This window comes from Streptomyces sp. NPDC001515 (assembly GCF_053597115.1).
Window position 1 is genome coordinate 90,532 of sequence record NZ_JBSFHN010000003.1, and the last position, 23,520, is coordinate 114,051.

Annotated in this window: 23 protein-coding genes; 10 read left to right on the forward strand and 13 right to left on the reverse strand. The window is 73.8% G+C overall.

What is annotated here, in order from left to right:
* Positions 1–39 precede the first annotated feature (39 nt).
* The 4 genes from ACWCXC_RS05490 to ACWCXC_RS05505 form a co-directional block, all read right to left on the reverse strand.
* Positions 40–3,216, reverse strand: coding sequence for an AAA family ATPase (locus ACWCXC_RS05490; RefSeq protein WP_450886764.1), 3,177 nt, complete (start codon positions 3,214–3,216; stop codon positions 40–42).
* Entirely contained in the window at positions 3,213–4,379 is a 1,167-nt protein-coding gene (locus ACWCXC_RS05495; RefSeq protein WP_450886766.1) for an exonuclease SbcCD subunit D, read from the reverse strand. Before ACWCXC_RS05495 ends, ACWCXC_RS05490 begins: the two co-directional genes overlap by 4 nt.
* Before the next feature lie 293 nt (positions 4,380–4,672).
* On the reverse strand, positions 4,673–6,349 hold the full coding sequence (locus ACWCXC_RS05500; RefSeq protein ID WP_450680030.1) for a sigma-70 family RNA polymerase sigma factor: 1,677 nt from the start codon (positions 6,347–6,349) through the stop codon (positions 4,673–4,675).
* A 251-nt stretch (positions 6,350–6,600) separates the two neighbouring features.
* Entirely contained in the window at positions 6,601–7,227 is a 627-nt protein-coding gene (locus tag ACWCXC_RS05505) for a YigZ family protein (protein WP_450886768.1), read from the reverse strand.
* A gap of 59 nt (positions 7,228–7,286) precedes the next feature.
* Between ACWCXC_RS05505 and ACWCXC_RS05510 the strand changes: the two genes are divergently transcribed.
* Together ACWCXC_RS05510 and ACWCXC_RS05515 are read left to right on the forward strand one after the other, a co-directional pair.
* Positions 7,287–7,697, forward strand: coding sequence for a CoA-binding protein (locus ACWCXC_RS05510; RefSeq protein WP_450680028.1), 411 nt, complete (start codon positions 7,287–7,289; stop codon positions 7,695–7,697).
* A gap of 175 nt (positions 7,698–7,872) precedes the next feature.
* Positions 7,873–8,700 carry an aminoglycoside N(3)-acetyltransferase gene (locus ACWCXC_RS05515; protein ID WP_450886770.1) on the forward strand — a complete coding sequence of 276 codons (828 nt, stop codon included), beginning with the start codon at positions 7,873–7,875 and terminating at the stop codon, positions 8,698–8,700.
* An 18-nt stretch (positions 8,701–8,718) separates the two neighbouring features.
* Here the strand turns inward: ACWCXC_RS05515 and ACWCXC_RS05520 are convergent, their stop codons facing one another.
* A complete protein-coding gene (locus ACWCXC_RS05520; RefSeq protein WP_450886772.1) occupies positions 8,719–9,279 on the reverse strand; it encodes a YbaK/EbsC family protein in 561 nt (186 codons plus the stop codon).
* Positions 9,280–9,357: 78 nt separating this feature from the next.
* Complete coding sequence (locus tag ACWCXC_RS05525; protein ID WP_450680025.1) at positions 9,358–9,930, reverse strand: helix-turn-helix domain-containing protein; 573 nt, start codon at positions 9,928–9,930, stop codon at positions 9,358–9,360.
* A 94-nt stretch (positions 9,931–10,024) separates the two neighbouring features.
* Here ACWCXC_RS05525 and ACWCXC_RS05530 point away from each other — a divergent pair, with 94 nt between their 5' ends.
* Positions 10,025–10,891 (forward strand): EamA family transporter, encoded by an 867-nt coding sequence (locus ACWCXC_RS05530; protein ID WP_450886775.1) that lies wholly within the window; start codon positions 10,025–10,027, stop codon positions 10,889–10,891.
* Between the two features lie 29 nt (positions 10,892–10,920).
* Here the strand turns inward: ACWCXC_RS05530 and ACWCXC_RS05535 are convergent, their stop codons facing one another.
* Entirely contained in the window at positions 10,921–11,658 is a 738-nt protein-coding gene (locus ACWCXC_RS05535) for an acyltransferase (RefSeq protein ID WP_450680023.1), read from the reverse strand.
* Positions 11,659–11,829: 171 nt separating this feature from the next.
* Between ACWCXC_RS05535 and ACWCXC_RS05540 the strand changes: the two genes are divergently transcribed.
* Positions 11,830–12,378, forward strand: coding sequence for a gamma carbonic anhydrase family protein (locus tag ACWCXC_RS05540; RefSeq protein ID WP_450680022.1), 549 nt, complete (start codon positions 11,830–11,832; stop codon positions 12,376–12,378).
* Between the two features lie 53 nt (positions 12,379–12,431).
* On the opposite strand, the gene ACWCXC_RS05545 is transcribed toward ACWCXC_RS05540, so the two are convergent.
* Both ACWCXC_RS05545 and ACWCXC_RS05550 read right to left on the reverse strand, forming a co-directional pair.
* Entirely contained in the window at positions 12,432–13,091 is a 660-nt protein-coding gene (locus tag ACWCXC_RS05545) for a DedA family protein (RefSeq protein WP_450680021.1), read from the reverse strand.
* Positions 13,092–13,245: 154 nt separating this feature from the next.
* On the reverse strand, positions 13,246–13,683 hold the full coding sequence (locus ACWCXC_RS05550) for a DUF4442 domain-containing protein (protein ID WP_450680100.1): 438 nt from the start codon (positions 13,681–13,683) through the stop codon (positions 13,246–13,248).
* 153 nt (positions 13,684–13,836) lie between these two features.
* Between ACWCXC_RS05550 and ACWCXC_RS05555 the strand changes: the two genes are divergently transcribed.
* Complete coding sequence (locus tag ACWCXC_RS05555) at positions 13,837–14,916, forward strand: hypothetical protein (protein ID WP_450886778.1); 1,080 nt, start codon at positions 13,837–13,839, stop codon at positions 14,914–14,916.
* A 79-nt stretch (positions 14,917–14,995) separates the two neighbouring features.
* Entirely contained in the window at positions 14,996–16,303 is a 1,308-nt protein-coding gene (locus tag ACWCXC_RS05560; protein WP_450886780.1) for an MFS transporter, read from the forward strand.
* Here ACWCXC_RS05560 and ACWCXC_RS05565 read toward each other — a convergent pair.
* A complete protein-coding gene (locus ACWCXC_RS05565) occupies positions 16,265–17,110 on the reverse strand; it encodes a spermidine synthase (RefSeq protein WP_450886782.1) in 846 nt (281 codons plus the stop codon). The two genes, ACWCXC_RS05560 and ACWCXC_RS05565, sit on opposite strands and share 39 nt — an antisense overlap.
* Positions 17,111–17,316: 206 nt before the next feature.
* A complete protein-coding gene (gene tuf, locus ACWCXC_RS05570; protein WP_450886784.1) occupies positions 17,317–18,486 on the reverse strand; it encodes an elongation factor Tu in 1,170 nt (389 codons plus the stop codon).
* Between the two features lie 513 nt (positions 18,487–18,999).
* Here tuf and ACWCXC_RS05575 point away from each other — a divergent pair.
* The 4 genes from ACWCXC_RS05575 (at position 19,000) to ACWCXC_RS05590 (ending at position 22,257) form a co-directional block, all read left to right on the forward strand.
* A complete protein-coding gene (locus tag ACWCXC_RS05575) occupies positions 19,000–19,713 on the forward strand; it encodes a TVP38/TMEM64 family protein (protein ID WP_450680016.1) in 714 nt (237 codons plus the stop codon).
* Between the two features lie 188 nt (positions 19,714–19,901).
* Complete coding sequence (locus ACWCXC_RS05580) at positions 19,902–20,774, forward strand: undecaprenyl-diphosphate phosphatase (protein ID WP_450680015.1); 873 nt, start codon at positions 19,902–19,904, stop codon at positions 20,772–20,774.
* A 70-nt stretch (positions 20,775–20,844) separates the two neighbouring features.
* A complete protein-coding gene (locus tag ACWCXC_RS05585; RefSeq protein ID WP_450886786.1) occupies positions 20,845–21,711 on the forward strand; it encodes a phosphotransferase enzyme family protein in 867 nt (288 codons plus the stop codon).
* 42 nt (positions 21,712–21,753) lie between these two features.
* Positions 21,754–22,257 (forward strand): DUF1877 family protein, encoded by a 504-nt coding sequence (locus tag ACWCXC_RS05590; protein WP_450680013.1) that lies wholly within the window; start codon positions 21,754–21,756, stop codon positions 22,255–22,257.
* A 55-nt stretch (positions 22,258–22,312) separates the two neighbouring features.
* On the opposite strand, the gene ACWCXC_RS05595 is transcribed toward ACWCXC_RS05590, so the two are convergent.
* Both ACWCXC_RS05595 and ACWCXC_RS05600 read right to left on the reverse strand, forming a co-directional pair.
* Positions 22,313–22,876, reverse strand: coding sequence for a nitroreductase family protein (locus ACWCXC_RS05595; RefSeq protein WP_450680012.1), 564 nt, complete (start codon positions 22,874–22,876; stop codon positions 22,313–22,315).
* Between the two features lie 66 nt (positions 22,877–22,942).
* The gene (locus ACWCXC_RS05600) at positions 22,943–23,380 is read right to left on the reverse strand and encodes a glutaredoxin domain-containing protein (RefSeq protein WP_450886788.1); all 438 of its coding nucleotides are present in this window, start codon (positions 23,378–23,380) and stop codon (positions 22,943–22,945) included.
* Positions 23,381–23,520: the final 140 nt, after the last annotated feature.

Genomic DNA, 23,520 nt, shown 5'->3' on the forward strand with positions numbered 1-23,520 from the left:
GGTTCGGCCGGGGGTGTGCCGTCGCGTCCGGCGGGGCGGTCAGTCGCCGGCCGGGTCCACCGTCCGGTGCCGTACGGCGGAGCCGTTCCGTTCCTTCACGACTTCGAGTTGGGCCGGGATGCGGCGGCGCAGATCGGCGACATGGCTGACGATGCCGACGCTGCGGTCCCGTTCGCGCAGGGAGTCGAGCACGTCGAGCACCTCGTCGAGCGTCTGCTCGTCGAGACTGCCGAAACCCTCGTCGATGAAGAGCGTGTCGAGGCGTACGCCGCCGGCCTCGTCGGTGACCACATCGGCAAGGCCGAGCGCCAGGGCCAGGGAGGCGAAGAACGTCTCTCCGCCGGAGAGGGTCGCCGTGTCGCGTTCGCGTCCGGTCCAGGCATCGATGACGTGCAGCCCCAGGCCGGCCCGGCGGCCGCCGGTGCGGGCGTCGGAGTGGACCAGCTGGTAGCGGCCGGACGACATCCGCTGGAGCCGGGCGGTGGCGGCCGCGGCGACCTGTTCGAGGCGGGCGGCCAGGACGTACGACTCCAGACGCATCTTGCGCTCGTTGTCCGCCGAGGTGCCGGCGGTGAGCCCGGCGAGCCGTGCGACGCGTTCGTACTCCTCGCGCACCGGGCCGAGGCGGCGCACCTCGTGCTCCGTCAGGGCGGACAGCCTGTCCAGTTCGGCACAGCGTTCGCGGGCCGAGGCGAGGGCCGTGGATGCCTCCCGCAGCAGGCGCTCGGTCGTGGCGTAGGCACGGTGCGCGGTGTCGGGGTCGGCGGGTTCCCGCTCGGCGGCGGCCCGGGTCCGGGTCTCGGCGAGCCGGTCGGCGACGGCGGCGGCCTCGGCCTGCCAGGCGTCGATGCGGTGCTGGAGTGCGCGTTGCGCGGCGTCGTCGAGGAGGGTGTCGGCGGCGGCCCGGGGGGTGTCGAAGCCGGCCCGGAAGGCGGCGTCGGCCAGCCGGTCGTCGGCCTCCTTCAGCCGGGCGGCGGCGCTCTCCTCCTCGCGTGCCGTCGCCGCCGCGTCGGCGAGCAGCTCGACTCTCCGCTGCAGCAGTGCGGCGTGCTCGGCGACGGTGCCCGAGGCGCCCCGTGCCTGGGCCAGCACCTCGGCCAGGGACGCCTGTTCGCGGTCGAGCCCCTCGCGCCGTGAGGTCCGGGCGGCGGCCCGGCGCTCCACCTGCCGGCGCTCGTCGGCCCGCCGGGCCTGTTCGCGCTCGGCGGCCGCCAGCGCCTCCCGGGCGGCGTGGGTGCCCGCGGCGGTCCGGTGTGCCTGGGCGTGCTCGCGGGTGAGGGTGTCGACGAGCGCGGCGAGTTCCTCGACGGTGGGGTCCGGCGGAGCGGCGGGGGACGTCGCGGCACGCTGACCGGACTGCGCCGGGACCTCGGGGTCGTGGCCGTCCGTGGTCCCGTCGGCGGTCGTCTCCGCGCCGCCCGCGCGCTGGGCCGGGGCATCGGGAGCGGGTCCGTCCGCCGCCGGGTGTTCCGGCTCGGCGCCCTCCCGGGCCTTGGCCCGTGCCGCCGCGTAGCGTTCGCGTACGGCGGAGAGGGCGTGTTCCGCGTCGGTACGCCACTGTTCGGCGCGGCGGTGGGCGGCCTCGGCGGCGTCCTCCGCCGCCTGGTCGACGTGTCCGTCCCCGGCGCGGGCGGGCCTCGGGTGGTCGGCGGAACCGCACACCGTGCATGCCTCGCCGTCGACGAGATGCCGGGCGAGTTCGGCCGCGATGTCGCGCAGCCGCCGCTCGCGAAGCCCCAGCCACTCCTCCCGGGCGCCCAGCGCGTGCTCACGGGCGGCGCCGAGCCGGCGCTCCGCCTCGGCGGTCTCGGTGGCGAGCGCGTCCCGGTGGCGGGCGGCGTCGAGGCGCCGGCGGGCCGGATCCAGGCGGCCGGCCAGGAGTTCGGCCCGGGTGGCGGCTTCCTGGGCCTCCTCGATCCGGGCGTGCAACGCGGCTCGGGCGGACTCCCAGTCGGCCAGCCAGTTCTCGCTCTCGCGCAGCAGGTCGTCGTCCACGCGGGCCTGGCGGTCCAGGGCGGCGCGTTCGTCGTCGATCTCCGCGCTCCGCCGCTCCGCGCGGCGGGCGGCGTCGAGCCCGCCCAGTTCCTCGCGGAGCCGGCGTTCCAGCCCCGCCAGCTGGTCGGCGCCGGCGTCGGCCAGGCTGCCGGGCAGCAGCCCGCGTGCGCGGTCGCGGGCGGCGCTCGCGCGCCGGTGCGCGCGGTCGGCCTCCTCCCTCAGCTCCAGGGCCGGGGCGACGAGGTCCGCCTTGCGTGCGCGATCGAGCCGGGCACGGGCCTCGTCGTGTCGGGGGCGGCCGGCCTCGGAGGCGTCGGCGCGGCGGCGGGTCTCGGCGTGGCGGTCCTGGAGCGCGGCGAGTTCGCGTGCCTCGTCCAGTGCGGTGCGGGCGGTGGTGTGCCGCTGCTCGGCGGCGGTCAGGTGGGCGCGGGCCAGGTCGAGCCGTTCCCGGGCCGCGCTGCGGGCGGTCGCGGCCCAGCCCAGGACCGCGTCCGCGAGACCGGGTTCGCCCGGCTGGACCTGAGGCATGGGGCATTCGCGTCCAGCCGGTCCGGCGGCCTGGGCGAGACGCTGGGCGAGGGCGAGGATCCGTTCGTCCCCGGTCCTGACCTGCTGCTCGGCGGTCCGGCGCAGTTCCGCGAGCCGTTCCTCGACGGCCGCGAACCGGCGGGTGTCGAAGAGCCGGCCGAGCAGTCTGCCCCGGGCCTCCGCGTCGGCCCGCAGAAAGCGCGCGAAGTCGCCCTGCGGCAGGAGCACCACCTGGCAGAACTGGTCCCGGCTCATCCCGATGAGCTGGGTGATCTCCTCGCCGATCTCCTGGTGGGAACGGCTGAGCGCCTGCCAGCCCCGCTCCGCGTCGTGGGCGCGCAGCCAGCTCTGCGCCTTCTCCGTGGTGTGGCCGCCGCCGCGCTTCTTGGGCCGGGGCTGAGCGGGGCGGCGGGTGATCTCCAGCCGCCGGCCGGCGACGGTGAGGTCGAGGCGGACCTCGGTGGGGAGGTCGGCCGGGGCGTGGTCGCTGCGGAGCGTCGTGCCGGGGCTCTGGCGGGTGCCGGGCACCGCTCCGTACAGGGCGTAGCAGACGGCGTCGAGGACGGAGGTCTTGCCCGCGCCGGTGGGCCCGTGGAGCAGGAAGAGACCGGCGGAGGAGAGGGCGTCGAAGTCGATCTCCTGGGTGCCGCCGAAGGGGCCGAAGGCGGTGACGGTGAGCCGGTGGAGCCTCATCGGTCCACCTCGTTCATCGCGTCGTCGACGCGGACGTGGTCGAAGGCCCGGCGCAGGACGGTCCGCTCGTGCTCGTCGGTTCCGTATCCGCCGCGGACGTGGGCCACGAAGTCCTCCGCGATGCTCTGGTCGTCGCGTCCGCGCAGGCGCTGGGCGTAGGAGGTGTGCGGGTCCTCCGGGGTGCGGTCCGGTTCCAGTACGAGGCTGAGGGTGTGCGGGAACCGTTGGGTGAGGCGGGCCATCGGCTCGGCGGGGCGCACCGGATCGGTGAGCGTGGCCTCGACCCAGGACCGTTCGTGGCGGTCGAGGGCGGGGTCGTCGAGCAGGTCGTCGAGCCGCCCGCGGATCCGGGCGATCCGGCGCGGGACGGGGCAGTCGACGCGCTCGGCGGCGATGCCGCCCGTGGCGTCGAGGTCGATCAGCCACATGGTCTTGCGGTGGTCGGCCTCGGAGAAGGAGTACGCGAGTGGCGAGCCGGAGTAGCGGACGCGCTCCGAGACGGTCTGGCAGCCGTGCAGATGGCCGAGGGCCACGTAGTCGACCCCGTCGAAGACCCCGGCGGGGACGGCGGCCACCCCGCCGACGGTGATGTCGCGTTCGCTGTCGCTCGGTTCGCCGCCCGCGACGAAGGCATGGGCGAGGACCAAGGACCGGGTGGTCGCGGGCCGCCCGGCGAGGTCGGCCCGCACCCGGTCCATGGCCGCCGTCAGAACGGCTTCGTGCCCGGCCCGGTCCGCCTTGAAGACGTCCTTGACGAGGGCCGGCTCCAGGTACGGCAGCCCGTAGAACGCCACGTCGCCGTGGGTGTCGGGGATGAGGACCGGGGTGCCGCAGCGCTCGGGGTCGGTGCGCAGGTGGATGCCGGAACGGCCGAGGAGTCCGGCACCGACGCCGAGCCGGCGGGCCGAGTCGTGGTTCCCGGAGATCATCACCGTGGGCACCCCGGCGTCGGCCAGCCGGTGCAGGGCGTCGTCGAACAGTGCCACCGCGGACAGCGGCGGCACGGCCCTGTCGTACACGTCACCCGCCACGACCACCACGTCGACCCGCTGCTCGCGGACGGTGTCCACCAGGTGGTCGAGGTAGGCGGCCTGCGCCTCGTGCAGCGAGACGCGGTGGAACGACCGGCCCAGGTGCCAGTCGGACGTGTGCAAGATCCTCAAGAGCCGGCTCCGACCTGCGTGTTCCGCTTCCCCGTGCACCGCGTGCGCGGCGGCGGCGAGGGACGCGCGGGCAGGGCGGCGGCGACGGTGCCCGTGCGGCCCGGGGCGGTGTCCGCCCCGGGTGCGTGCTTCTGCCCCTGCTCCCTCACGCACCACAGTGTCCCATCACCGCTGACGCGTTCGACACGAAGCCGAGAAGCAGGAGTAAACCAAAACGCCCATACATGAGTAAAGCGCTAGAAACACTGACGGAAGTATCGAAGTGGAACAAGTGCTCGGCTCGGCGGGCGGATTCAGAGCCCCGCGCCGAAGTCCTGGGTCCACCACGGGCCGCCGCCGCCCCGGTGGATGCCCACGCCGAGTTCCTTGAACGAGCAGTTGAGGATATTGGCGCGGTGGCCCGGGCTGTTCATCCAGGAGTTCATCACGGCCTCGGGGGTCTGCTGGCCGGCGGCGATGTTCTCGCCGTACGTGGACCAGCGGTAGCCGGCCGCGGTGATGCGCTGCCCCGGGCCGGCGCCGTCGGGGTTGGTGTGCTCGAAGAAACCGCGGGCCGCCATGTCGTCGGAGTGGCGCTGGGCGGCGGTCGTGAGCCGGGCGTTCTCGGTGACGGGGCCGCAGCCGGCGGCGGCGCGCTCCTTGTTGACGAGGGCCACGACCTGGGCCGCGGCGCCCGCCGGGGTGGGGCGCGGGGCGGGGGCGCTCGATGTGCGCGGGGCGGACGTCCGGGTCGGGGTGGCCGCCGGGCTCGGCTTCTTCGCCTCGGGGCTCGGCGGCGGGGACGTGCTCTTCTTCGCGGACGGCGAGGGCGAGGGGGACGGTGACGTCGTCGCGGAGGGGGGCGCGGTGCCGGGGGCGCCGGACGCCGCGAGGTCGGTGAGGGGGGCCGACGGGGTACCGGACGCGCTCTCGATCTCGGTCGCACCGCCGGGGCCGGGGCCGAGGGAGGCGTACCAGAGGCCCCCGCCGGCTATGCAGACCACGGCCACCGCGCCACCGGCGGCGCGCCGCCTGAGCCGTCGGCGCCGGCGCAGGTCGGCGCGGGAGGCCGTGCGCCCTCCCGGCCCGTGCGCGCCCCCGGAACGGTGTCGCCCGGGGGCGTGGGGTATCGCGGGCCCACCGGCCCGCGCCACGGGCACGGTCGCGTCGAAGGACTGCGCCACCGTGGCCGCCGAGGCGTCCGGGGCGGGCCACAGCGCGAACAGGGCGGCTGGCACGGGGACCAGGGCCAGCCCGGCCAGCAGACCCTCGGCCGGCATCAGCCCGGCCCCCAGACCCGAGCACCGCGGGCATGCGCGGGCGTGACGGGCTATCCGTTTGCGCCACAGAGCGGAGGGGCGGCCGTCCCACGAGCCGAGGACGACGCGCAGCTCCTCGCAGGAGGGCCGTGCGTCGAGCGCCCTGACGACGACCCGGGCCGTCTCCAGCTGGGCCTTCATCCGCTGCACCCGCACCGCCGTGTGCTGCGGGGACAGCCGCATGGCCTCGGCGACCTCGGAGCGGTCGAGCCGGCCCGCGCACTCCAGCCACCACAGCGAGAGCAGCCCCTGGTCCTCCGGCTCCAGCCAGCGTGTCGCCCGCGCGGTCTCCTGGCGCTGCCACGACAACTGCAGACGCGTCATCGTGAGACCGACGAAGTCGGCGCCCGGATCAGCGAACTCCCGGGCCTCCTCCAGCGCGCCCGGCGCGGACCGCCGGTCCTGCCGGTGCGAGCGGACCTGGTTCATCGCGATCGCCACCAGCCAGGAGCGGAAACGCTCCGGCGCCCTCAGCGTGTGCAGCCCGTCCAGCGCGCGCAGCATGGTCTCCTGCACCACGTCGTCCACATCCGCCGAACCGTTCAGCGCCCGGCCCACGACGTTGTACACCAGCGGGAGGTACGCCCCCGCGAGCGCGTCCCTCGCCCCCGTCTCCCCCCTGAGGGCGGCGGTCACCAGTGCCGCCGGATCCACCGTGTGCTGATGGGTCATATGAGAAGTTCCCTGTCGTGTGCGCCGCTGTTGATGCCCGATGACTGGGAGACCGGGGCGGGCGGCTGCGATAACAGTTCTTCCGTGACGGGTTTCCCAGAGGTGGGCGGGACGCTATCAAAGGGGTCCTCGTTTCGGCCGTGACCGATCAGTCACCGCCGCCGTACGGTCGCTCGGAGACCGCACTCGCCACCCCCAGCCCTCCCCTCCTCGGCGCCCTTCTCGCCCCGGGTCGACGGGCAGTGCGGCGGCTACGCGTCCCCGTATGCCTCCGCCCCCAGTTCCAGTTCCGCTTCGCCCGCCGTGACGTCCGCCAGCCAGCGGCGGAAGTCGTCGACGTCGGCGTCCGGGAGCCCGATCTCGATGGTCACGGCCTCGGCGTAGCGGACGTCGCGGACCTTGCGGCCGGTCGCGCGCAGCTCGTTCTCCAGGCGGCCGGCGCGCTGGTGGCCGACGGTGACGGTCGCGATCCGGTACCGCCGGCGGGTGAGGGTGCCGACGGCGTCCAGGGCCTCGCCGACGACTCCGCCGTACGCCCTGATCAGCCCGCCGGCCCCGAGCTTCACACCGCCGTAGTAGCGGGTGACGACGGCGACGGTGTACCGCATCTCGCGCCGGGTGAGCATCTGGAGCATGGGCACGCCCGCCGTGCCTCCGGGCTCGCCGTCGTCGCTCGCCTTCTGTACGGAGGCGTCGGCGCCGATCACGTACGCGAAGCAGTTGTGGGTGGCGGTCGGATGCTCCCTGCGGACGGCGGCGACGAAGTCCTGCGCCTCCTGCTCGGTGGCGGCGGGGGCGAGGGCGCAGATGAAACGCGACCGGTTGATCTCGGTCTCGTGCACGCCCGCGCGGGCGACGGTGCGGTACTGGTCCTGCATCCGGCCAGCCTATGCGCAGGGGCGGGAATGGTCCGGAGCGGCGGTCGGTTGTGCGGATCATGTACGCAGACAGCGAGACGATCCGCAGGATTCTCAAGGACACGGGCGACACCTGGGCCGTGGTGGGGTTGTCCAACAACCGCTCGCGCGCGGCCTACGGCGTGGCCGAGGTGCTCCAGCGCTTCGGCAAGCGCGTGGTCCCCGTCCACCCGAAGGCCGAGCGGGTGCACGGCGAGGACGGTTACGCCTCCCTGGCCGACATCCCCTTCCCGGTCGACGTGGTGGACGTCTTCGTCAACAGCGAGCTGGCCGGGGCGGTCGCGGACGAGGCGGTGGCGATCGGCGCCTCGGCCGTCTGGTTCCAGCTCGGGGTGATCGACGAGCGGGCGTACGAGCGGACGCGGGCGGCCGGACTCGACATGGTCATGGACCGGTGCCCCGCGATCGAGATCCCGGCGCTGGCCGGCTGACGGTCCCCCGCGCTCATCCGGCGTCGGCCGGCTGACGACCCCCGCGACCATCCGACATCGGCCGGCCGGTTCCCCCTTGCTCATCCGGCGTCGGCCGGCTGGCGGTCTCTCGAGTCCCCCGCGGTCAGATGTGCGGGGTGTCACACCGCGGTCCCGGCTGGGATGATGGCGCGCTGTGACCCACCCCCGGACCGCGAACCCGTCGGCCGCGCCCCACACCGGTGCCCTGCTGGCCGCGCAGCTGACCGCGCTCGGTGTCGAGCGGGGCGGTGTGCTGATGGTGCATGCCTCACTGCGTGCGGTGGGGCGGGTGGACGGCGGGGCGGACACGGTCGTCCGCGCGCTGCGGGAGGCCCTGGGGCCGGAGGGCACACTCGTGGTCCCGGCGTTCACCCCCGAGAACTCCGACACCTCCCCGCACTACCGCGCCCGCGTCCACGGCTTGGACGCCGACGCTCGCGAGGCGGTACGGGCGGCGATGCCCGCGTTCGACCCCGCGACGACCCCGGCCCCGTCGATGGGCCGGCTCGCCGAGACGGTCCGCCGCTCCCCCGGCGCCGCCCGCAGCGCCCACCCGCAGACCTCCTTCGCGGCCGTCGGCCCGCTGGCAGCCGCCGTGCTCGCCGGCCACCGCCCCGACTGCCACCTCGGCGAGGACTCCCCGCTCGCCCGCCTCGACGACCTCCACGCCCAGGTCCTCCTCCTCGGCACCGGCTATGCCACCTGCACCGCCTTCCACCTCGCGGAGTACCGCGCCCCCTCCCCGCCGCGCCGCACCTACCGCTGCGTCGTCCGCGACGGCACCCGGCGCCGCTGGTGGACGTACGAGGACGTCGCCCTGGACGACAGCGACTTCGCCACCCTCGGCACGGACTTCGAACGCTCCGGCGCCCCCGTCCGCACGTCCCCCGTCGGCTCCGCACCGGCCCGCCTGTTCCGCCTGCCGGCGGCGGTGGAGTTCGCCAGGGGGTGGCTGCCGGCGCACCGGGGCGCGCGCTCCTGAGGCATCGCGCCCGGAGCGTCAGCCCCCGACCCCCAGCCCCTCCACCACCACAGCTCCGGGCAGGGCCGCCAGGGCCTTGCCCGGGAGGATGAGTTTGCCGCGGCGGGTGCCGCTGCCGATGAGGATCCAGTCCTCGTCGGCGACGGCGGGGTCGATGAGGAGGGGCCAGGTCGCGGGGAGGCCGACGGGGGTGACGCCGCCGTACTCCATGCCCGTCTCGGCGATGGCGGTGTCCATGGGGGCGAACTGGACCTTGCGGGCGCCGAGGTGTTTGCGGGCGGCGCCGTTGACGTCGACGCGGGAGCGGGAGAGGACGAGACAGGCGGCGAGGGTGGTCTCGCCGCCGCGCTTGGCGCGGACGACGATGCAGTTGGCGGAGCGGTCCAGCAGGTCGGCGCCGTGGTGTTCGACGAAGACGGCCGTGTCGGCGACGGCGGGGTCGGTGTCCACGTGGATGATGTGGTCGACGGGCACGCCGCCCCAGCCCTCGCGTACGGCCGCGGCGACCGGGGCGGTGAGGAGTGCGAGGCGGTCGACGGCGGGGGCGGCGTCCTCGAAGGAGCCGATGGGTGCGCGCATGCGCGCCACGCTAACAGCCGCTGCCGGGGAGACGGTTGGGCGTCTCGGCATGCGGGGCGGGCGAGGGCGGGACACCCCTCAACCAACCGGGGGGATCGACACCGCCATGGTGGCCTCGACCGGTTCCGTGCCGTCGTTGCGGTAGGCGTGCGGGTGGTGGGCCTCGAAGGTGGCGGAGGTGCCGGCGGGCACGGCGAAGGTCTCGTCGCCCACGACCAGGGTGAGTTCGCCCGCCGTGACGTGGATCAGCTCGACCGTGCCCTCCGGGTGCGGGTCGGAGCGGCTGGCGTCGCCGGGTGCCAGGCGCCAGGACCACAGCTCGAGCGGGCCGCGTGCCTCGGTGCCCACCAGGAGCGTCGTGGCACTGCCCGCCTCCGTGGACCACAGGCGGACGGCCTGGGCCTCCGGGACGAGACGGACCGGGGAGCCCTGTTCGTAGTCGAGCAGGGTCGTGATGCTCACGCCGAGCGCGTCGGCGAGCTTGACCGTGGTGCCGACGCTCGGGTTGGTGCGGGCCTGTTCGATCTGGATGATCATTCCCCGGCTGACCCCGGCACGGGCCGCCAGCGCGTCCAGGGTGAAGCCCCGCTCGCCGCGCCAGCGCTTGAGGTTGCGCGCGAGGGACTGGGTCAGCTGGTCGAGATCAGTCACATTCCGTCCAATATTCTGAATGACGCAGTCCAATGCAGTGCACTACGGTGACGTACACCCCATCGTTCACCGCACTGTACTGCGAGGCGCGCCCATGACCGCACTGTTCGCCCTGGCCACCAGCCTTCTCTGGGGCCTGGCCGACTTCGGGGGCGGGCTGCTGACGCGGCGCACGCCCGCGCTGACCGTGGTGGTGGTCTCGCAGGTCATCGCGGCCCTCGTGCTCGGGGCGATCGTGATCGCGACCGGCGGCTGGAGCGAGGCGGGCGGCCGGCTCTGGTTCGCCGTCGCGGCGGGCGCGGTCGGGCCGGTCGCGATGCTGAGCTTCTACAAGGCGCTGGCGCTCGGCCCGATGGGTGTGGTCTCGCCGCTCGGATCGCTGGGCGTCGCGGTGCCGGTCGGCGTGGGGCTGATGGTCGGCGAGCGGCCGGGGCTGCTCCAGTGCGCGGGGGTGGCCGTGGCGGTGGCCGGCATCGTGATGGCCGGCGGACCGCAGCTGCGCGGGGCCCCGGTGCAGCGGCAGGCGGTGCTGCTGACGCTGCTGGCCGCGTTCGGATTCGGCGCGGTGATGGCGCTGATCGCGGAGGCGTCCACCACGGTGACCGGGCTGTTCCTGGCCCTCTTCGTCCAGCGGGTCACCAATGTCGCGGTGGGCGGCGCGGCCCTGTACGCCTCCGTGCGGCGCGGCGCCCGTGCGCTCCCCGAGGAAGGCGGCGCACGGGTGGTGACCGCCGCGCTTCCGGCGCTGGCCTTCGTGGGGCTCGCCGATGTCGCGGCGAACGGCACCTATGCCGTGGCCGCCCAGCACGGACCGGTCACCGTCGCCGCCGTGCTGGCCTCCCTCTACCCCGTCGTCACGGCCCTCGCCGCACGCGGCGTCCTCGGCGAACGGCTGCGCGGCGTCCAGGCCGCGGGCGCCGGCCTCGCTCTGCTGGGCACCGTGCTGCTCGCCACCGGCTGACGGACGGCGGACGGCGGACGGCGGACGGCTCAGTCCTCGTCCAGTTCCGCCACGGCCAGCAGTTGCTCGGGGGTGATCCCCTCCGGGATCGGCACCGGGGCCGGGGTCCGCAGCGGCGGCTGCCAGCCCCGCTCCTCGTCCCAGCTCCGCACGACGCGGGCCGGGGCCCCGGCCACCACCGCGTGGTCGGGCACCTCGCCGCGTACCACCGCACCGGCGGCGACCACCACGTTCCGCCCGAGCCGGGCGCCCGGGAGGATCACCGCGCCCGTCCCGATCCAGCAGCCGGGCCCGATGGCCACCGGGTCCATCCTCGGCCACTGCTTGCCGACGGGCTGCGCCGGATCGTCGTAACTGTGGTTGGTCGAGGTGATGTAGACGTACGGCCCGCAGTACGTGTCCGAGCCGATCGTCACCGTCGTGTCCGCGACGACATGGCTGCCGCGCCCCAGCACCACACCGTCCCCCAGCGTGAGGATGGCCTCGGGTCCGAGGTCCAGGTCGGGCATGAGTCCCGCCGTGAGGGTGACCTGTTCGCCGATCACGCAGTGCGCGCCCAGTTCTATCCACGGCTCGCCGAAGACGGTGCCCTGGGGGAAGGCCAGCCGGGTCCCCTCGCCGATGCGGCGGAACCGGAGCCCTCCGGGGTGTGCCGCCGTCACCGCGCCCGTCTCGCGCACCCAGCGCCAGCCTCGGTGGACCGCCGCGGACAGCACGCGCCGCCGCCAGGCGGTCAGGAAGGAGAACGTGTTTCTGTTCTTCGGCACCCGCTCACGGTAGACGCCGGGCCCGTGGCCCATCACCGCGCCCACCTGTGATCTTCACCCCACCGTCCACCGGCGGCGCCTTCGCGTCGCATACGGTCGTGCGGGGCGCGACCGCCCCGCCGGGCCCACGGACAGTGCGGTTCCGGCCCCGCGGACGAAGAGGAACGCGCGATGGCGGACAAGGCGTTGATCACGGCCATGGGCGGCAAGGAACCGGTGCTCGATCCGGGCGCCTTCACCGCTCCGACCTCGGTCGTCATCGGGGACGTCACCATGGCCGCCGGCTCCAGCCTCTGGTACCAGGCGGTGCTGCGCGCCGACTGCGGCCCCATCGTGATCGGGGCGGACTCCAATGTCCAGGACAACTGCAGCGTGCACGTCGACCCGGGTTTCACCGTCACCGTGGGCGAGCGCGTCTCCGTCGGGCACAACGCGGTCCTGCACGGCTGCACCATCGAGGACGACGTCCTGATCGGTATGGGCGCCACCGTCCTCAACGGCGCGCACATCGGCGCCGGTTCGCTGGTCGCCGCCCAGGCCCTCGTCCCGCAGGGCATGAACGTCCCGCCGGGCTCGCTGGTCGCGGGGGTCCCCGCCAAGGTCAAGCGGCAACTGACCGAGGAGGAGCTGGAGGGCGTCCGGTTCAACGCCGTCGGTTACGTCGAGCTGGCCGAGGCCCACCGCCGGGCGCACGAGGACGACGAGAGCCACCAGGACTGAGAGCCGGACCGCGGCCCCGGGGAGCGGCGTCCCGTCCCCGCCCGGGCCGTGCGTCAGTCGGCCACCGGCAGCACGCCCGGCTCCGGGGCCGGTCCGGCCTCGGCGTGGGCGGCCGCCTTCTTGGCCCGGTTCTTGATGATCAGCATCGAGGCGAGGCCGAAGAGGACGGCGATGCCCAGGCCCAGGTAGGAGAAGCGCTTGAGCCATGCCTCGGCGACCACGCCCACGTAGTAGATGACCGCCGTCGTGCCGCCGGCCCAGGCGATGCCGCCGAGCACGTTGGCGACGAGGAACTTCCAGTACGGCATGTGCAGCACACCGGCCAGCGGTCCGGCGAAGATGCGCAGCAGGGCGACGAAGCGGCCGAAGAAGACGGCCCACATGCCCCACTTCTGGAAGGAGCGTTCGGCCAGGGCGATCTGGCTCTCGCCGAAGTGCCGGGGGAACTTCCCGCCGAGCCAGGCCAGCAGCGGCCGTCCGCCCCTGCGCCCGATCGCGTAGCCGATCGAGTCACCGATCACCGCGCCCGCCGTGGCGCAGGCACCCAGGATCCACGGGTTGATGCCGTCGTGTCCCGAGGCCAGGAGTGCCGCGCTGACCAGCACGATCTCGCCCGGCAGCGGAATGCCGAGGCTCTCCAGTCCGATGACGACGCCCACCAGGAGGTAGACGCTGATCGCGGGGACGGTCTCCAGCCACTCCTGGATGTGCAACGCCGGTTCCTCCGTAGTGATGTCCTGGGCGCCCGCCGGACCACTCCTCGGCGCACGGCGGGAAGCCTACCCGCCGCCTCCCGGCCCCGGACAGCGCGAAGGGCCGCCCCGTGCCCCGCGAGGGCATCGGGCGACCCCGGGCGCACGCGCTGGATCAGGAGTTCGGGCGCAGCGTCCAGATCACGGTCATCTCGCCGGTCACCGCGCCGTCCGCGCGGCGTATCTCGATCTTCACCGGGAATTCGGGGCGGGCGCCCGCGTCGAGTTCGGCCACGACCTCGGCGGCCGGGCGGCCCAGCGTGGCGGTCGCCGTGACCTCGCCCATGGCCAGCTTCTTGTAGCCGATCTCCGCGCTGACGGCGAGCGGGACGGCCCGGCCCAGCTGGTCGCCGAAGGCCGCGATGACGATGGCGCCGCTCGCCGACTCGGCCAGCGTGAACATGGCGCCGGCGTGCGGACCGCCGAGGTGGTTGTGGAAGTCGCCCTGGTCGGGCATGCGGAGCACCGCGCGTTCGGCGGTGGTCTCCAGGAACTCCAGGTTGAGGGTCCGGACCATGGGAACGGTCGCCGCGAGCATCTCGCCGGCAGTCATCTGTTCAGCGCTCATGAGCCCGATGTTACTCACGGGTAGGGCGTTTTGGCCATGGCTTCGCGGTCGCGCGCCGGAGCCGGCCCGCGTCCTTCACGGACCGCACCCGGGGGCGGGCGTAGCCGCCCGCCCGGCGCCCCTCTATCGTTACTGGCCATGTGGCCAGGACAGCAGCCGCCCGGGGGCGAGCAGAACCCGCAGGACCAGAGTCAGAATCCGTACCAGCAGCCGGGGTACCAGCAGCCGAACCCGTATCAGCAGCCCGGGTACGGCTATCCGCAGCAGGGCCAGCCGGGGCAGCCGGGCGGGTATCCGCAGGCGGGGCAGCCGGGTCAGCCCGGTTACGGCCAGCCGAACCCGTACCAGCAGCCGACCGTCCCGCAGTACGCGGTGCCCGGTCCGCCCGGTGCTCCGCAGCCCGGCAACGACAAGAAGAAGACGACCGTCATCGCCATCGTCGCGGCGACCGCGGTCGTCGTGGCCGCCGCGGTCACGGGCGTCGTGGTGCTGAACAAGGACGACGACAAGGACGGCAAGAACGTGGCGGACGGCACGAAATCGTCGGCGCCGGCCAAGCCCTCCGAATCGGCCTCCCCGTCCGAGGCGAACCCGCGCGGCGACGACTCCGACCCCAAGCCGGTGATCCCGGGCTGGAAGGTCGTCACCAACCCCAAGTGGGGCACGCAGTTCGACGTGCCCGGTGACTGGGAGGTCGCGTCGCCCGGCACGTTCTCGTACTTCGAGGACGACGCGAAGGGCGACGGCTCGCCGCTGATCGGCTTCTCCGCCCCGGCGGACCTCAAGGGCAAGTGGTGCGTCGACGACCACGACAAGGACGGGGTCAAGGAGAACTACAGCCTCGCCGGCGCCGGTACGCGCGGCGCGGAAGGCGCCACGGACGCGGCCGTGAACGCCCGCAACGAGGCGGGAACCTGGGCCTGGGCCGCGTACGCGCAGCACATGCCCAAGAAGACCATCAAGATCAGCAAGGCCAAGCAGTACACCACCAAGTCGGGTCTGACGGGCAGCGTGGTCACCGCCACCGCCCCGAACGTCACGAAGAAGAAGAAGTGCGACAGCGACGGCAAGACCATCGCGTTCACCTTCAAGAACAGCAAGGGCGCCTTCTCGTCCTGGGTGCTGTACGCCGCCGCGGGCGTGCCGGACGAACTCCCCGACGACACGATCCAGAAGATCCTCAGCACCGTCCGGCTGGTGCAGATCCCCGAGTCCTGAACCGACACGTCGAACGCCACGGACGCGTCGGACAGAAACGCGTTTGGCATGACGGGGCCGCTGCGGGGATAGTCCCCGGGTGACCGACGCACTCTCCTCCGCGCCCCCGACGGACCGCCCCACCCCGGCGGGCCGCAACTACCGGCTGCTGACCGCCGCCGCGATCATCACGGGCCTGGGCACCCATGGCGCGCTGATCGCGGCGGCGTTCGCGGTGCTGCAGGCGGGCGGGGACGGTGGGGACGTCGGTCTGGTCGCCGCCGCCCGGACCGTTCCGCTGGTCCTGTTCCTGCTCATCGGCGGGGCGGTGGCCGACCGGCTGCCGCGCCACCGGGTGATGGTCGCGGCCAACACGCTGAACTGCGTCTCCCAGGCCGTGTTCGCCTGGCTGGTCCTGGCCGGCGATCCGCAGCTGTGGCAGATGATGCTGCTCACCGCGTTGTGCGGCACCGGGCAGGCGTTCTTCAGCCCGGCCGCCGAGGGCATGCTGATGTCCAGTGTGGGGACGGAGTCGGCGGCCCGCGCCTTCGCCCTGTTCCGCATGGCGACCCAGGGCGCGACGATCGGCGGCGCGGCGCTCGGCGGTGCCATGATCGCCGCGATGGACCCCGGCTGGGTGCTGGCCGTGGACGCGGCGGCCTTCGCCGCGGCCGGTGCGCTGCGCGCCTTCCTCGACGTCAGCCACATCCCGGAGCGCGCGCCGGGGTCGGGGCTCCTGGCCGATCTGCGCGACGGCTGGCGGGAGTTCGTCGGACGGCCCTGGCTCCGGGCCGTCGTGGCGCAGTTCTCCGTGGTCGTCGCGGCCGTGGGTGCGGCGGAGGCGGTGTACGGGCCGCTGGTCGCCCGGGACGAACTGGGCGGCGCCCGCCCCTGGGGCTTCGCGCTCGCCGCCTTCGGCGTCGGCACGCTGGCCGGGGGGCTGCTGATGACCCGGTGGAGGCCGCGCCGGATGCTGCTGGCCGGCACCCTCTGCGTCTTCCCGCTGGCGCTGCCGTCGGCGGGGCTCGCCGTGCCGCTGTCGGTGACGGGGCTGTGCGTGGTGATGTTCGTCAGCGGCACGGCCATCGAGGTGTTCGGCGTCTCGTGGATGACGGCCATGCACCAGGAGATCCCCGAGGAGAAGCTGTCCCGGGTCTCGGCCTACGACTGGTTCGGCTCGGTGGCGATGGTCCCCCTGGCCACGGCCCTCGCGGGCCCGGCCGAGTCGCTGATCGGCCGCGGGCCGGCTCTGTGGGGCTGCGCCGGGCTCATCGTGCTGGTCACCGCTCTCGTGCTGCTCGTACCCGATGTGCGGAACCTGACGCGCAGGACGTCCGCCCCCGCGGTCACGGGCGGCGGCGTTACCGCGTCAGCCGATGCCGAAGGCGCCCTCGGGCGGCTCGGGTGAGGCGACGGCGTCCTCGTCGCCGACCGGCCGGGCGCCCTTGAGGAACGGGGTCAGCGCGTCCCCGTGCGCGACCCGCGCGGGGAACGCGTCGGCCGCGCAGCGCCGGGTCAGGGCGGCGGTGCCGATCGGGGCGCGCGAGGCCACCAGCACCACGTTGCCGAAGCGCCGGCCGCGCAGCACGGCGGGTTCCGCGATCAGGGCCAGCTCGGGGAAGACCGCCGCGAAGGTGGCCAGTTGCGAGCGCAGGAAGGTGAACGGCGCCGCGTCGGCCAGGTTGGCGGTGTAGATCCCCTCCGGGCGCAGGGCGCGGGCGGCGGCGCGGGCGTAGGGCACCGTGGTGAGGTGCGCGGGGACCCGTGAACCGCCGAAGACGTCGGCCACGACCACGTCCACCGAACCCGGCGCGGTCGCCTCCAGCCGGGCGCGGGCGTCGTCGGCGCGCAGGGTGATCCCCGTGCCGTCGGGCAGCGGAAGGTGGGCGGTCACCAGGTCGAGCAGGGCCCGGTCCGCCTCGACGACCTCCTGCCGCGAGCCCGGCCGGGTCGCGGCGGTGTAGCGGGGCAGGGTGAGGGCCCCGCCGCCCAGGTGCAGGACGTCGAGCGGCAGGCCCGGCTCCGCCGCGCAGTCCAGCACATGGGCGAGCCGCCGCGCGTACTCGAACTCCAGGTGTTCCGGCGCGTCCAGGTCCACGTACGACTGCGGGGCGCCGTCGACCGTGAGCAGCCAGGCGCGGTCCCGGTCCACGTCGGGGAGCAGCCTGGCGGTGCCGTGGTCCACGTCGCGGATCACCGGTATCGACTCGTTCACTCCCCCATTGTGCGGCGTGGCACGGACTGATCCGGACCGCGCGGGCGTCGGACGCGCACCGCCGGCGGGGCCCGGCCCGCCAGGGGCGCGGTCGGGGCGCAGGGGCTCCGGTCCCGCCAGAACACGTGCGGAGCGCGTGTGCGACGGACACCGGTGCCGGGACCGCCTCCCGTGGATCGGGAGGCGGTCCCGGCGTTCCCGGGCGGTCAGAGCACTTCGGTGACCGTACCGGCCCCGACGGTCCGCCCGCCCTCGCGGATCGCGAAGCCGAGCCCGGACTCCAGCGGCACGTCCCGGCCCAGTTCGACGGTCATGGTGACCGTCTGGCCCGGACGGGCCACGGCCACCTCACCGAGGTCGACGTCGCCGACGACGTCCGCGGTGCGGATGTAGAACTGCGGGCGGTACCCGGTGGTGACCGGGGTGGTGCGGCCGCCCTCGCTCCCCGACAGGACGTACACCTGGGCGGTGAAGCGCCGGCGCGGGGTGACGCTGCCGGGCGCCGCGACGACGTGGCCGCGCCGCACGCGGTCCCGCTCGACGCCGCGCAGCAGCAGCGCGACGTTGTCGCCGGCCTCGGCGGACTCCATCGGCTTGCCGAAGGTCTCCAGGCCGGTGACGACCGTCTCGATGTCCGGACCGAGCACCGAGACGCGGTCCCCGACGCGCACCGTGCCGCGCTCCACGGCGCCGGTGACGACGGTGCCCCGGCCGGTGATGGTCAGGACGTTCTCCACGGAGAGCAGGAACGGCGCGTCGGTGTAGCGCACCGGCATCGGTACGTACGTGTCGACGGCGTCCAGCAGCGCCTCGACCGCGTCGGTCCAGCGCGGGTCGCCCTCCAGCGCCCGCAGCCCCGACACCCGCACGACGGGAACGGTGTCGCCGCCGTAGCCGTGCGCGGTGAGCAGCTCGCGCACCTCCAGCTCGACCAGGTCGGTCAGCTCGGGGTCGCCCGCGTCCGCCTTGTTGAGCGCCACCACGATGTGGTCGACGCCCACTTGGCGGGCGAGCAGCACGTGCTCGGCGGTCTGCGGCATGATCCCGTCGAGCGCCGAGACGACGAGGATCGCCCCGTCGAGCTGGGCGGCTCCGGTGACCATGTTCTTGATGTAGTCGGCGTGGCCGGGCATGTCGACGTGGGCGTAGTGCCGGGTGCCCGTCTCGTACTCGACGTGCGCGATGTTGATGGTGATCCCGCGCTGCGCCTCCTCGGGCGCGCGGTCGATGCGGTCGAAGGGGACGAAGGTGCCGCTGCCCCGGTCGCTGAGGACCTTCGTGATGGCGGCGGTCAGCGTGGTCTTGCCGTGGTCGACGTGGCCCATGGTGCCGATGTTGAGGTGGGGCTTGGTGCGCACGTATGCCGTCTTGGGCATGGTTCATTCCTTGGGTGCGAAGCTGAAGTGAGAGGACCCCGGGGCCCGGCCGACCCTCCCCACGCGGGGTCCGCCGGACGATCGGGGGAGGGTCAGCTTCGGGCGCCGCCGAGGGGCGCGGCGACAGCGGTGCACGCTGCCGCGACATCTGCTGCGAGGGGGCTCACGGCAGCCTTCGGCGCGTCCGCGACTGCGGACCGCGCTGCGAGGAAGGCGTACCGGAACATGGCTCGATCATGGCGCGGCGATTCCGGCCCGTCGAATGATTTACGGCGCCCGCACCGCGGTTGGGGCACGTGGGGCGGCCGGGAGGGAAGAGGAACGGGGACGAACGGCTCGGCTCCGAGGCCGTGGGCGGAACCGAGGCCGTGGGCGGGGCCGTGTTCGGGTTCGGGTCGGGGGCCGTCGGCCCCGGCGGAGTCCGTGCCGGCCTTCGTCCCGCGCGGTTCGGCTTCCTGGCTCATCACGGTCGCATGACGGCGATCACCCACGGGTGTCGGTTACTCTCCCCGAATGCTCGACCACGTCCCCGCCACCCGTCCCGCCGGTGGCTTCGCCGTGCGCTGCACGCGAGTGCTGCTCTCGCCCTGGTCCCGGTTCTCCCTGCTCGTGGCGGTCCTGGTGGGTGCCGCGACCACCATGCTGCTCCTGGAACCGCAGCGCCTGCTGGCCTCGGGATGGCCGGCCCAGCTGAGCGGCGGCGCGGCGGCGGTGGCGCTGTTCGCGCTGGCGTACGGCGTCTGCACGGTGGCGTTCGTGCCCAGACCGCTGCTGAACATCGCGGCCGGGGCGCTCTTCGGTGCGCAGTCGGGGCTGGCGGCCGCGCTGGCGGGCACGGTGCTCGGCGCGGGGATCTCGTTCATGCTCGGCCGGGTCCTGGGCCAGGACGCCTTGCGGACGCTGCTGCGCGGGCGCTGGATGCGGGCGGCGGACGGCCAGCTCAGCAGGCACGGCTTCCGGTCGATGCTCGCGCTGCGGCTCTTCCCCGGGGTGCCGTTCGCGGCGGCCAACTACTGCGCGGCGGTCTCCCGGATGGGCTATCCGCCGTTCCTGATCGCGACCGGGCTGGGCTCGATCCCGAACACCGCCGCGTATGTGATCGCGGGCAGCGAGGCCGCCTCGCCCACCTCGCCCGCCTTCCTGGCCGCGATGGGCTTCATCGTGGTGACGGGCGCGGGCGGGGCGGTGGTCGCGTGGCGGCGGCGCCACCGGCTGGGCGGACAGTAGCCGGGCGGCGGTGCGGGGTGCGCGGGGGCTGTCGTCACCGCGTTCATCCGGGGGCGATACGCTGCCCGCGACCGACCGACGATCTCCGGGCCCGGTGCGGCCCTGTCATCGCACGACCGCAATCCGCACGCAGCCGACGGCACCCCGCCCCGGCCGATGCATGATCTCTCCGGGATGGCCCAAGCCCCATGAGCTGGTTCGAATCGTTCGTCCTCGGCCTCGTTCAAGGACTGACCGAGTTCCTTCCGATCTCCTCCAGCGCGCACCTGCGGCTCACCGCCGCGTTCGCCGGCTGGCACGATCCGGGCGCCGCCTTCACCGCGATCACCCAGATCGGCACGGAGGCCGCGGTCCTCATCTACTTCCGCAAGGACATCGTCCGGATCGTCTCCGCCTGGTTCAGGTCGCTGACGGACCGTTCGATGCGCGGTGACCACGACGCCCAGATGGGCTGGCTCGTCATCGTCGGCTCCATCCCGATCGGCGTCCTCGGCATCACGCTCAAGGACCAGATCGAGGGCCCCTTCCGCGATCTGCGGCTCATCGCCACCACCCTCATCGTGATGGGCGTGGTCCTCGGCATCGCGGACCGTCTGGCGGCCCGCGACGAGACCGGCGGCAAGCACCGCGCGATCAAGGAACGCAAGTCCCTGCGGGAACTCGGCGTCAGGGACGGCCTGATCTACGGCTTCTGCCAGGCGATGGCCCTCATCCCCGGCGTCTCCCGCTCCGGCGCCACGATCAGCGGCGGCCTCCTGATGGGCTACACCCGTGAGGCGGCGGCCCGCTACTCCTTCCTCCTCGCCATCCCCGCCGTCCTCGCCTCCGGCGTCTTCGAGCTGAAGGACGCCGGCGAGGGTCATGTGTCCTGGCCGCCGACCATCTTCGCCACCCTCATCGCCTTCGGCGTCGGCTACGCGGTCATCGCCTGGTTCATGAAGTTCATCACCACGAAGTCCTTCATGCCCTTCGTCATCTACCGCATCGCACTCGGCATCCTGCTCTTCGTCCTGGTCGGCGCGGGTGCGCTGAGCCCGCACGCGGGCGAATCGGCCGGCTGACCCTCCTCCCGGCACACGGCCGGCCGCCGCTCCCCCGCGCGGCGGCGGCCGGCCGTGCCAGGATTCCGGGATGGATACGACAGACGTCACGCGTGCGCTCACGGCCGCGACCGCGATCGCCTCATCGCTCGGGCTGGCGGCGGACGACGCGGTCGTCCTCCACAACTCGAACAAGCTGGCCCTGCGGCTGACGCCGTGCGACGTGTTCGCCCGGGTCGCACGGGTGGGGCAGGAGGTCGCGGAGTTCGAGGTCGGGCTCGCCCAGCGGCTCGTCGCGGTGGGAAGCCCGCTGTGCGCCCTGGAGCCGCGCGTCGCTCCCCGTGTGTACCGGCGCGACGGTTTCGCGGTGACGCTGTGGACCTACCACGAGCCCGTGGCGCCGCGGACCCCGCCGGCCGACTTCGCCGAGGCGCTGGGGCGGTTGCACGCCGGCATGCGTGCGGTCGAGGTGCCCGGTCCGCGCTTCACGGACCGGATCACGGAGGCGGAGGCGGTGGTCGCGGATCCGGTGCGTTCGCCCCGGCTCGCGGACGCGGACCGCGCTTTCCTGAGCGGCAGGCTGGACGATCTGAGGCGGGCGGTCGACGGCTTCGGTGCGGCGGAGCAACTGCTGCACGGTGAACCGCATCCGGGGAACGTACTGAACACCAAGGACGGGCCGCTCTTCATCGACCTGGAGACCTGCTGTCGCGGTCCCGTGGAGTTCGATCTCGCCCATGTCCCCGAGGCGGTCCGCGCACACTACCCCGGCATCGACCAGGGGCTGCTGGACGTGTGCCGGCAGCTCGTGCTCGCGATGGTCGCCGCGTGGCGCTGGGAGGCGGGCGACGAGTTCCCGAGGGGCAGGGAATTCGGGGACGAGCTGCTGCGCGTGCTGCGCGAGGGGCCGCCGTGGCCGACGCTCGACACCGTGGTCGTACGGCTGGAGGGACGGTAAAGGGGGTGCGTGGTCCGGCCGGAGCGGGCGAGACTGCGTCGCATGGCCCTGACCCAGCAACTGGCACGCGTGTCCCCCGCGTATCTCGACCGGTGCCGTGAGACGGCCGCGTCGGCCGAGGACGGGGACCCCCGGTGGGACCCGCCGGGCCAGGACACCGTGGACCTCGGCTGGGCGCTGTGGGAACTGCTGGGCTTCTACCGGCATGTGCGGCCTCAATCGCCGCACATCGGCGTGCTCGACCGCAGCATCACGGGGGACCCCGGCAACGAGATCCCCTATCTCGACCATCCCGGGGTCTACGACGGCATCGACGGCCCTCCCGCACTGCTGACGCCCGCGGCGGTGGCCGAGGTGGCTCGCGCGCTCGCGGACATGGAGATCGACTCCTTGATGAAGAGGCTCCCGGCGTACCGGAGAGCGGGCGGATTCGCCGGATTCACCGACGACCCCGCCCCGTATCTGACCGAGCACGTCGCCACGCTGCGGAGCTTCTACGACGTCGCCGCGCTGAAGGGCATGGCCGTCGTCGTCTGGGTCGACTGACTACTCGGGCAGGGCTGCCCGGCCCCGGGTGCCGTTCTCCGTGCCCGTTCGGGGGTCACTCCTCGGACGTCCACGGCGCCGAGCGGACGTGGGCCGTGCTGTGGCGGGTGCGATGGGGGGACGGGGCTTCGGCGGCGGTGCCGAGGGCGAGCATGGAGACGATGACCCAGCCGGGGTTCGGTGCGAGTTCCTTGGTGAGCGCTTCCCGGTCGAAGGCGCGGAACTGGTGTGCGGCGAGACCCATGGCCTGGGCCTGGACGGTCAGATGGGCGACGGCCTGGCCGAGATCGTAGTCGGCGAACTCGGAGTGGACGAGGGGGGTGTCGTCGACGTAGCGGCGGGTCAGGGCGACGAGGAGGAGGCTCGCGTCGCGAGCCCAGCGGGCGGAGCTCGGGGCGAGGTGGGGAAGGAGACGCTCGTGCTCCGGTTCGCCCGGCCGGGCGGCGAAGAAGGCCCACGGCTGGGAGTTCCCGGCGGAGGGCGCCCAGCGGGCGGCGTCCAGGAGACGGTCGAGGGTGCGGTCGTCGACGACCGTCGACGGGTCGAACCGGGAGGGGCTGTAGCGCTGGGCGAGCAGGGGGTGTATGCCGTCGCCTGCCGGTTCCTGAGGGCGGGTCATGCTCGGCTGCAACCGGCCGGTCCGCTCGCTTATTCCGGTGCGCGGGGCCTGACGGGGCCGGTCCCCTCAGGGGGCGGCGGTGAGCTGTTCGCGCACCCACCCGGGGGTGGGATTGGTGTGGGGCCGGCCCGCCACGAACACCGTCGGCACCGTCTCGTTGCCGTCGTTGGCCGCCCGTACCTCCGCCGCCGCGACCGGATCGTTCCAGATGTTGACCCAGTACATCCGGCGGGCGCTCGCACCCAGCCGCAGCCGCATGCGGATGCAGAACGTACAGCCCGGCCGCCAGAGGACGACCGGCCTCCCCTCGGCGGCGCCCCGGCGCAGTGCCTCCTCCGCGCCGATCGACCCCGGGAAGATCAGCGGCGAGTTCACCACCGCGATCACCACGAAGATCAGCGACACGGCCCCCGCGCCTGCCGTGTTCCCCTCGGCGAACAGCGCGGCGCCCAGCACCGCGCCGCAGAGCAGGAAAAGGACGGGCAGGCCCCATACGCGTCTCATGCGTGCAGGCTATCGGCGCCGCCGGTGCCCGCGTCCGGCAGGTATACCGCGCGCACGGCAGCCCTTCACCCTCGACCCAATACCGACCGAGTGGTAAGCATTGCGTCGGCGCGGTCAGCGCCATCGACGAAGGGACCCGG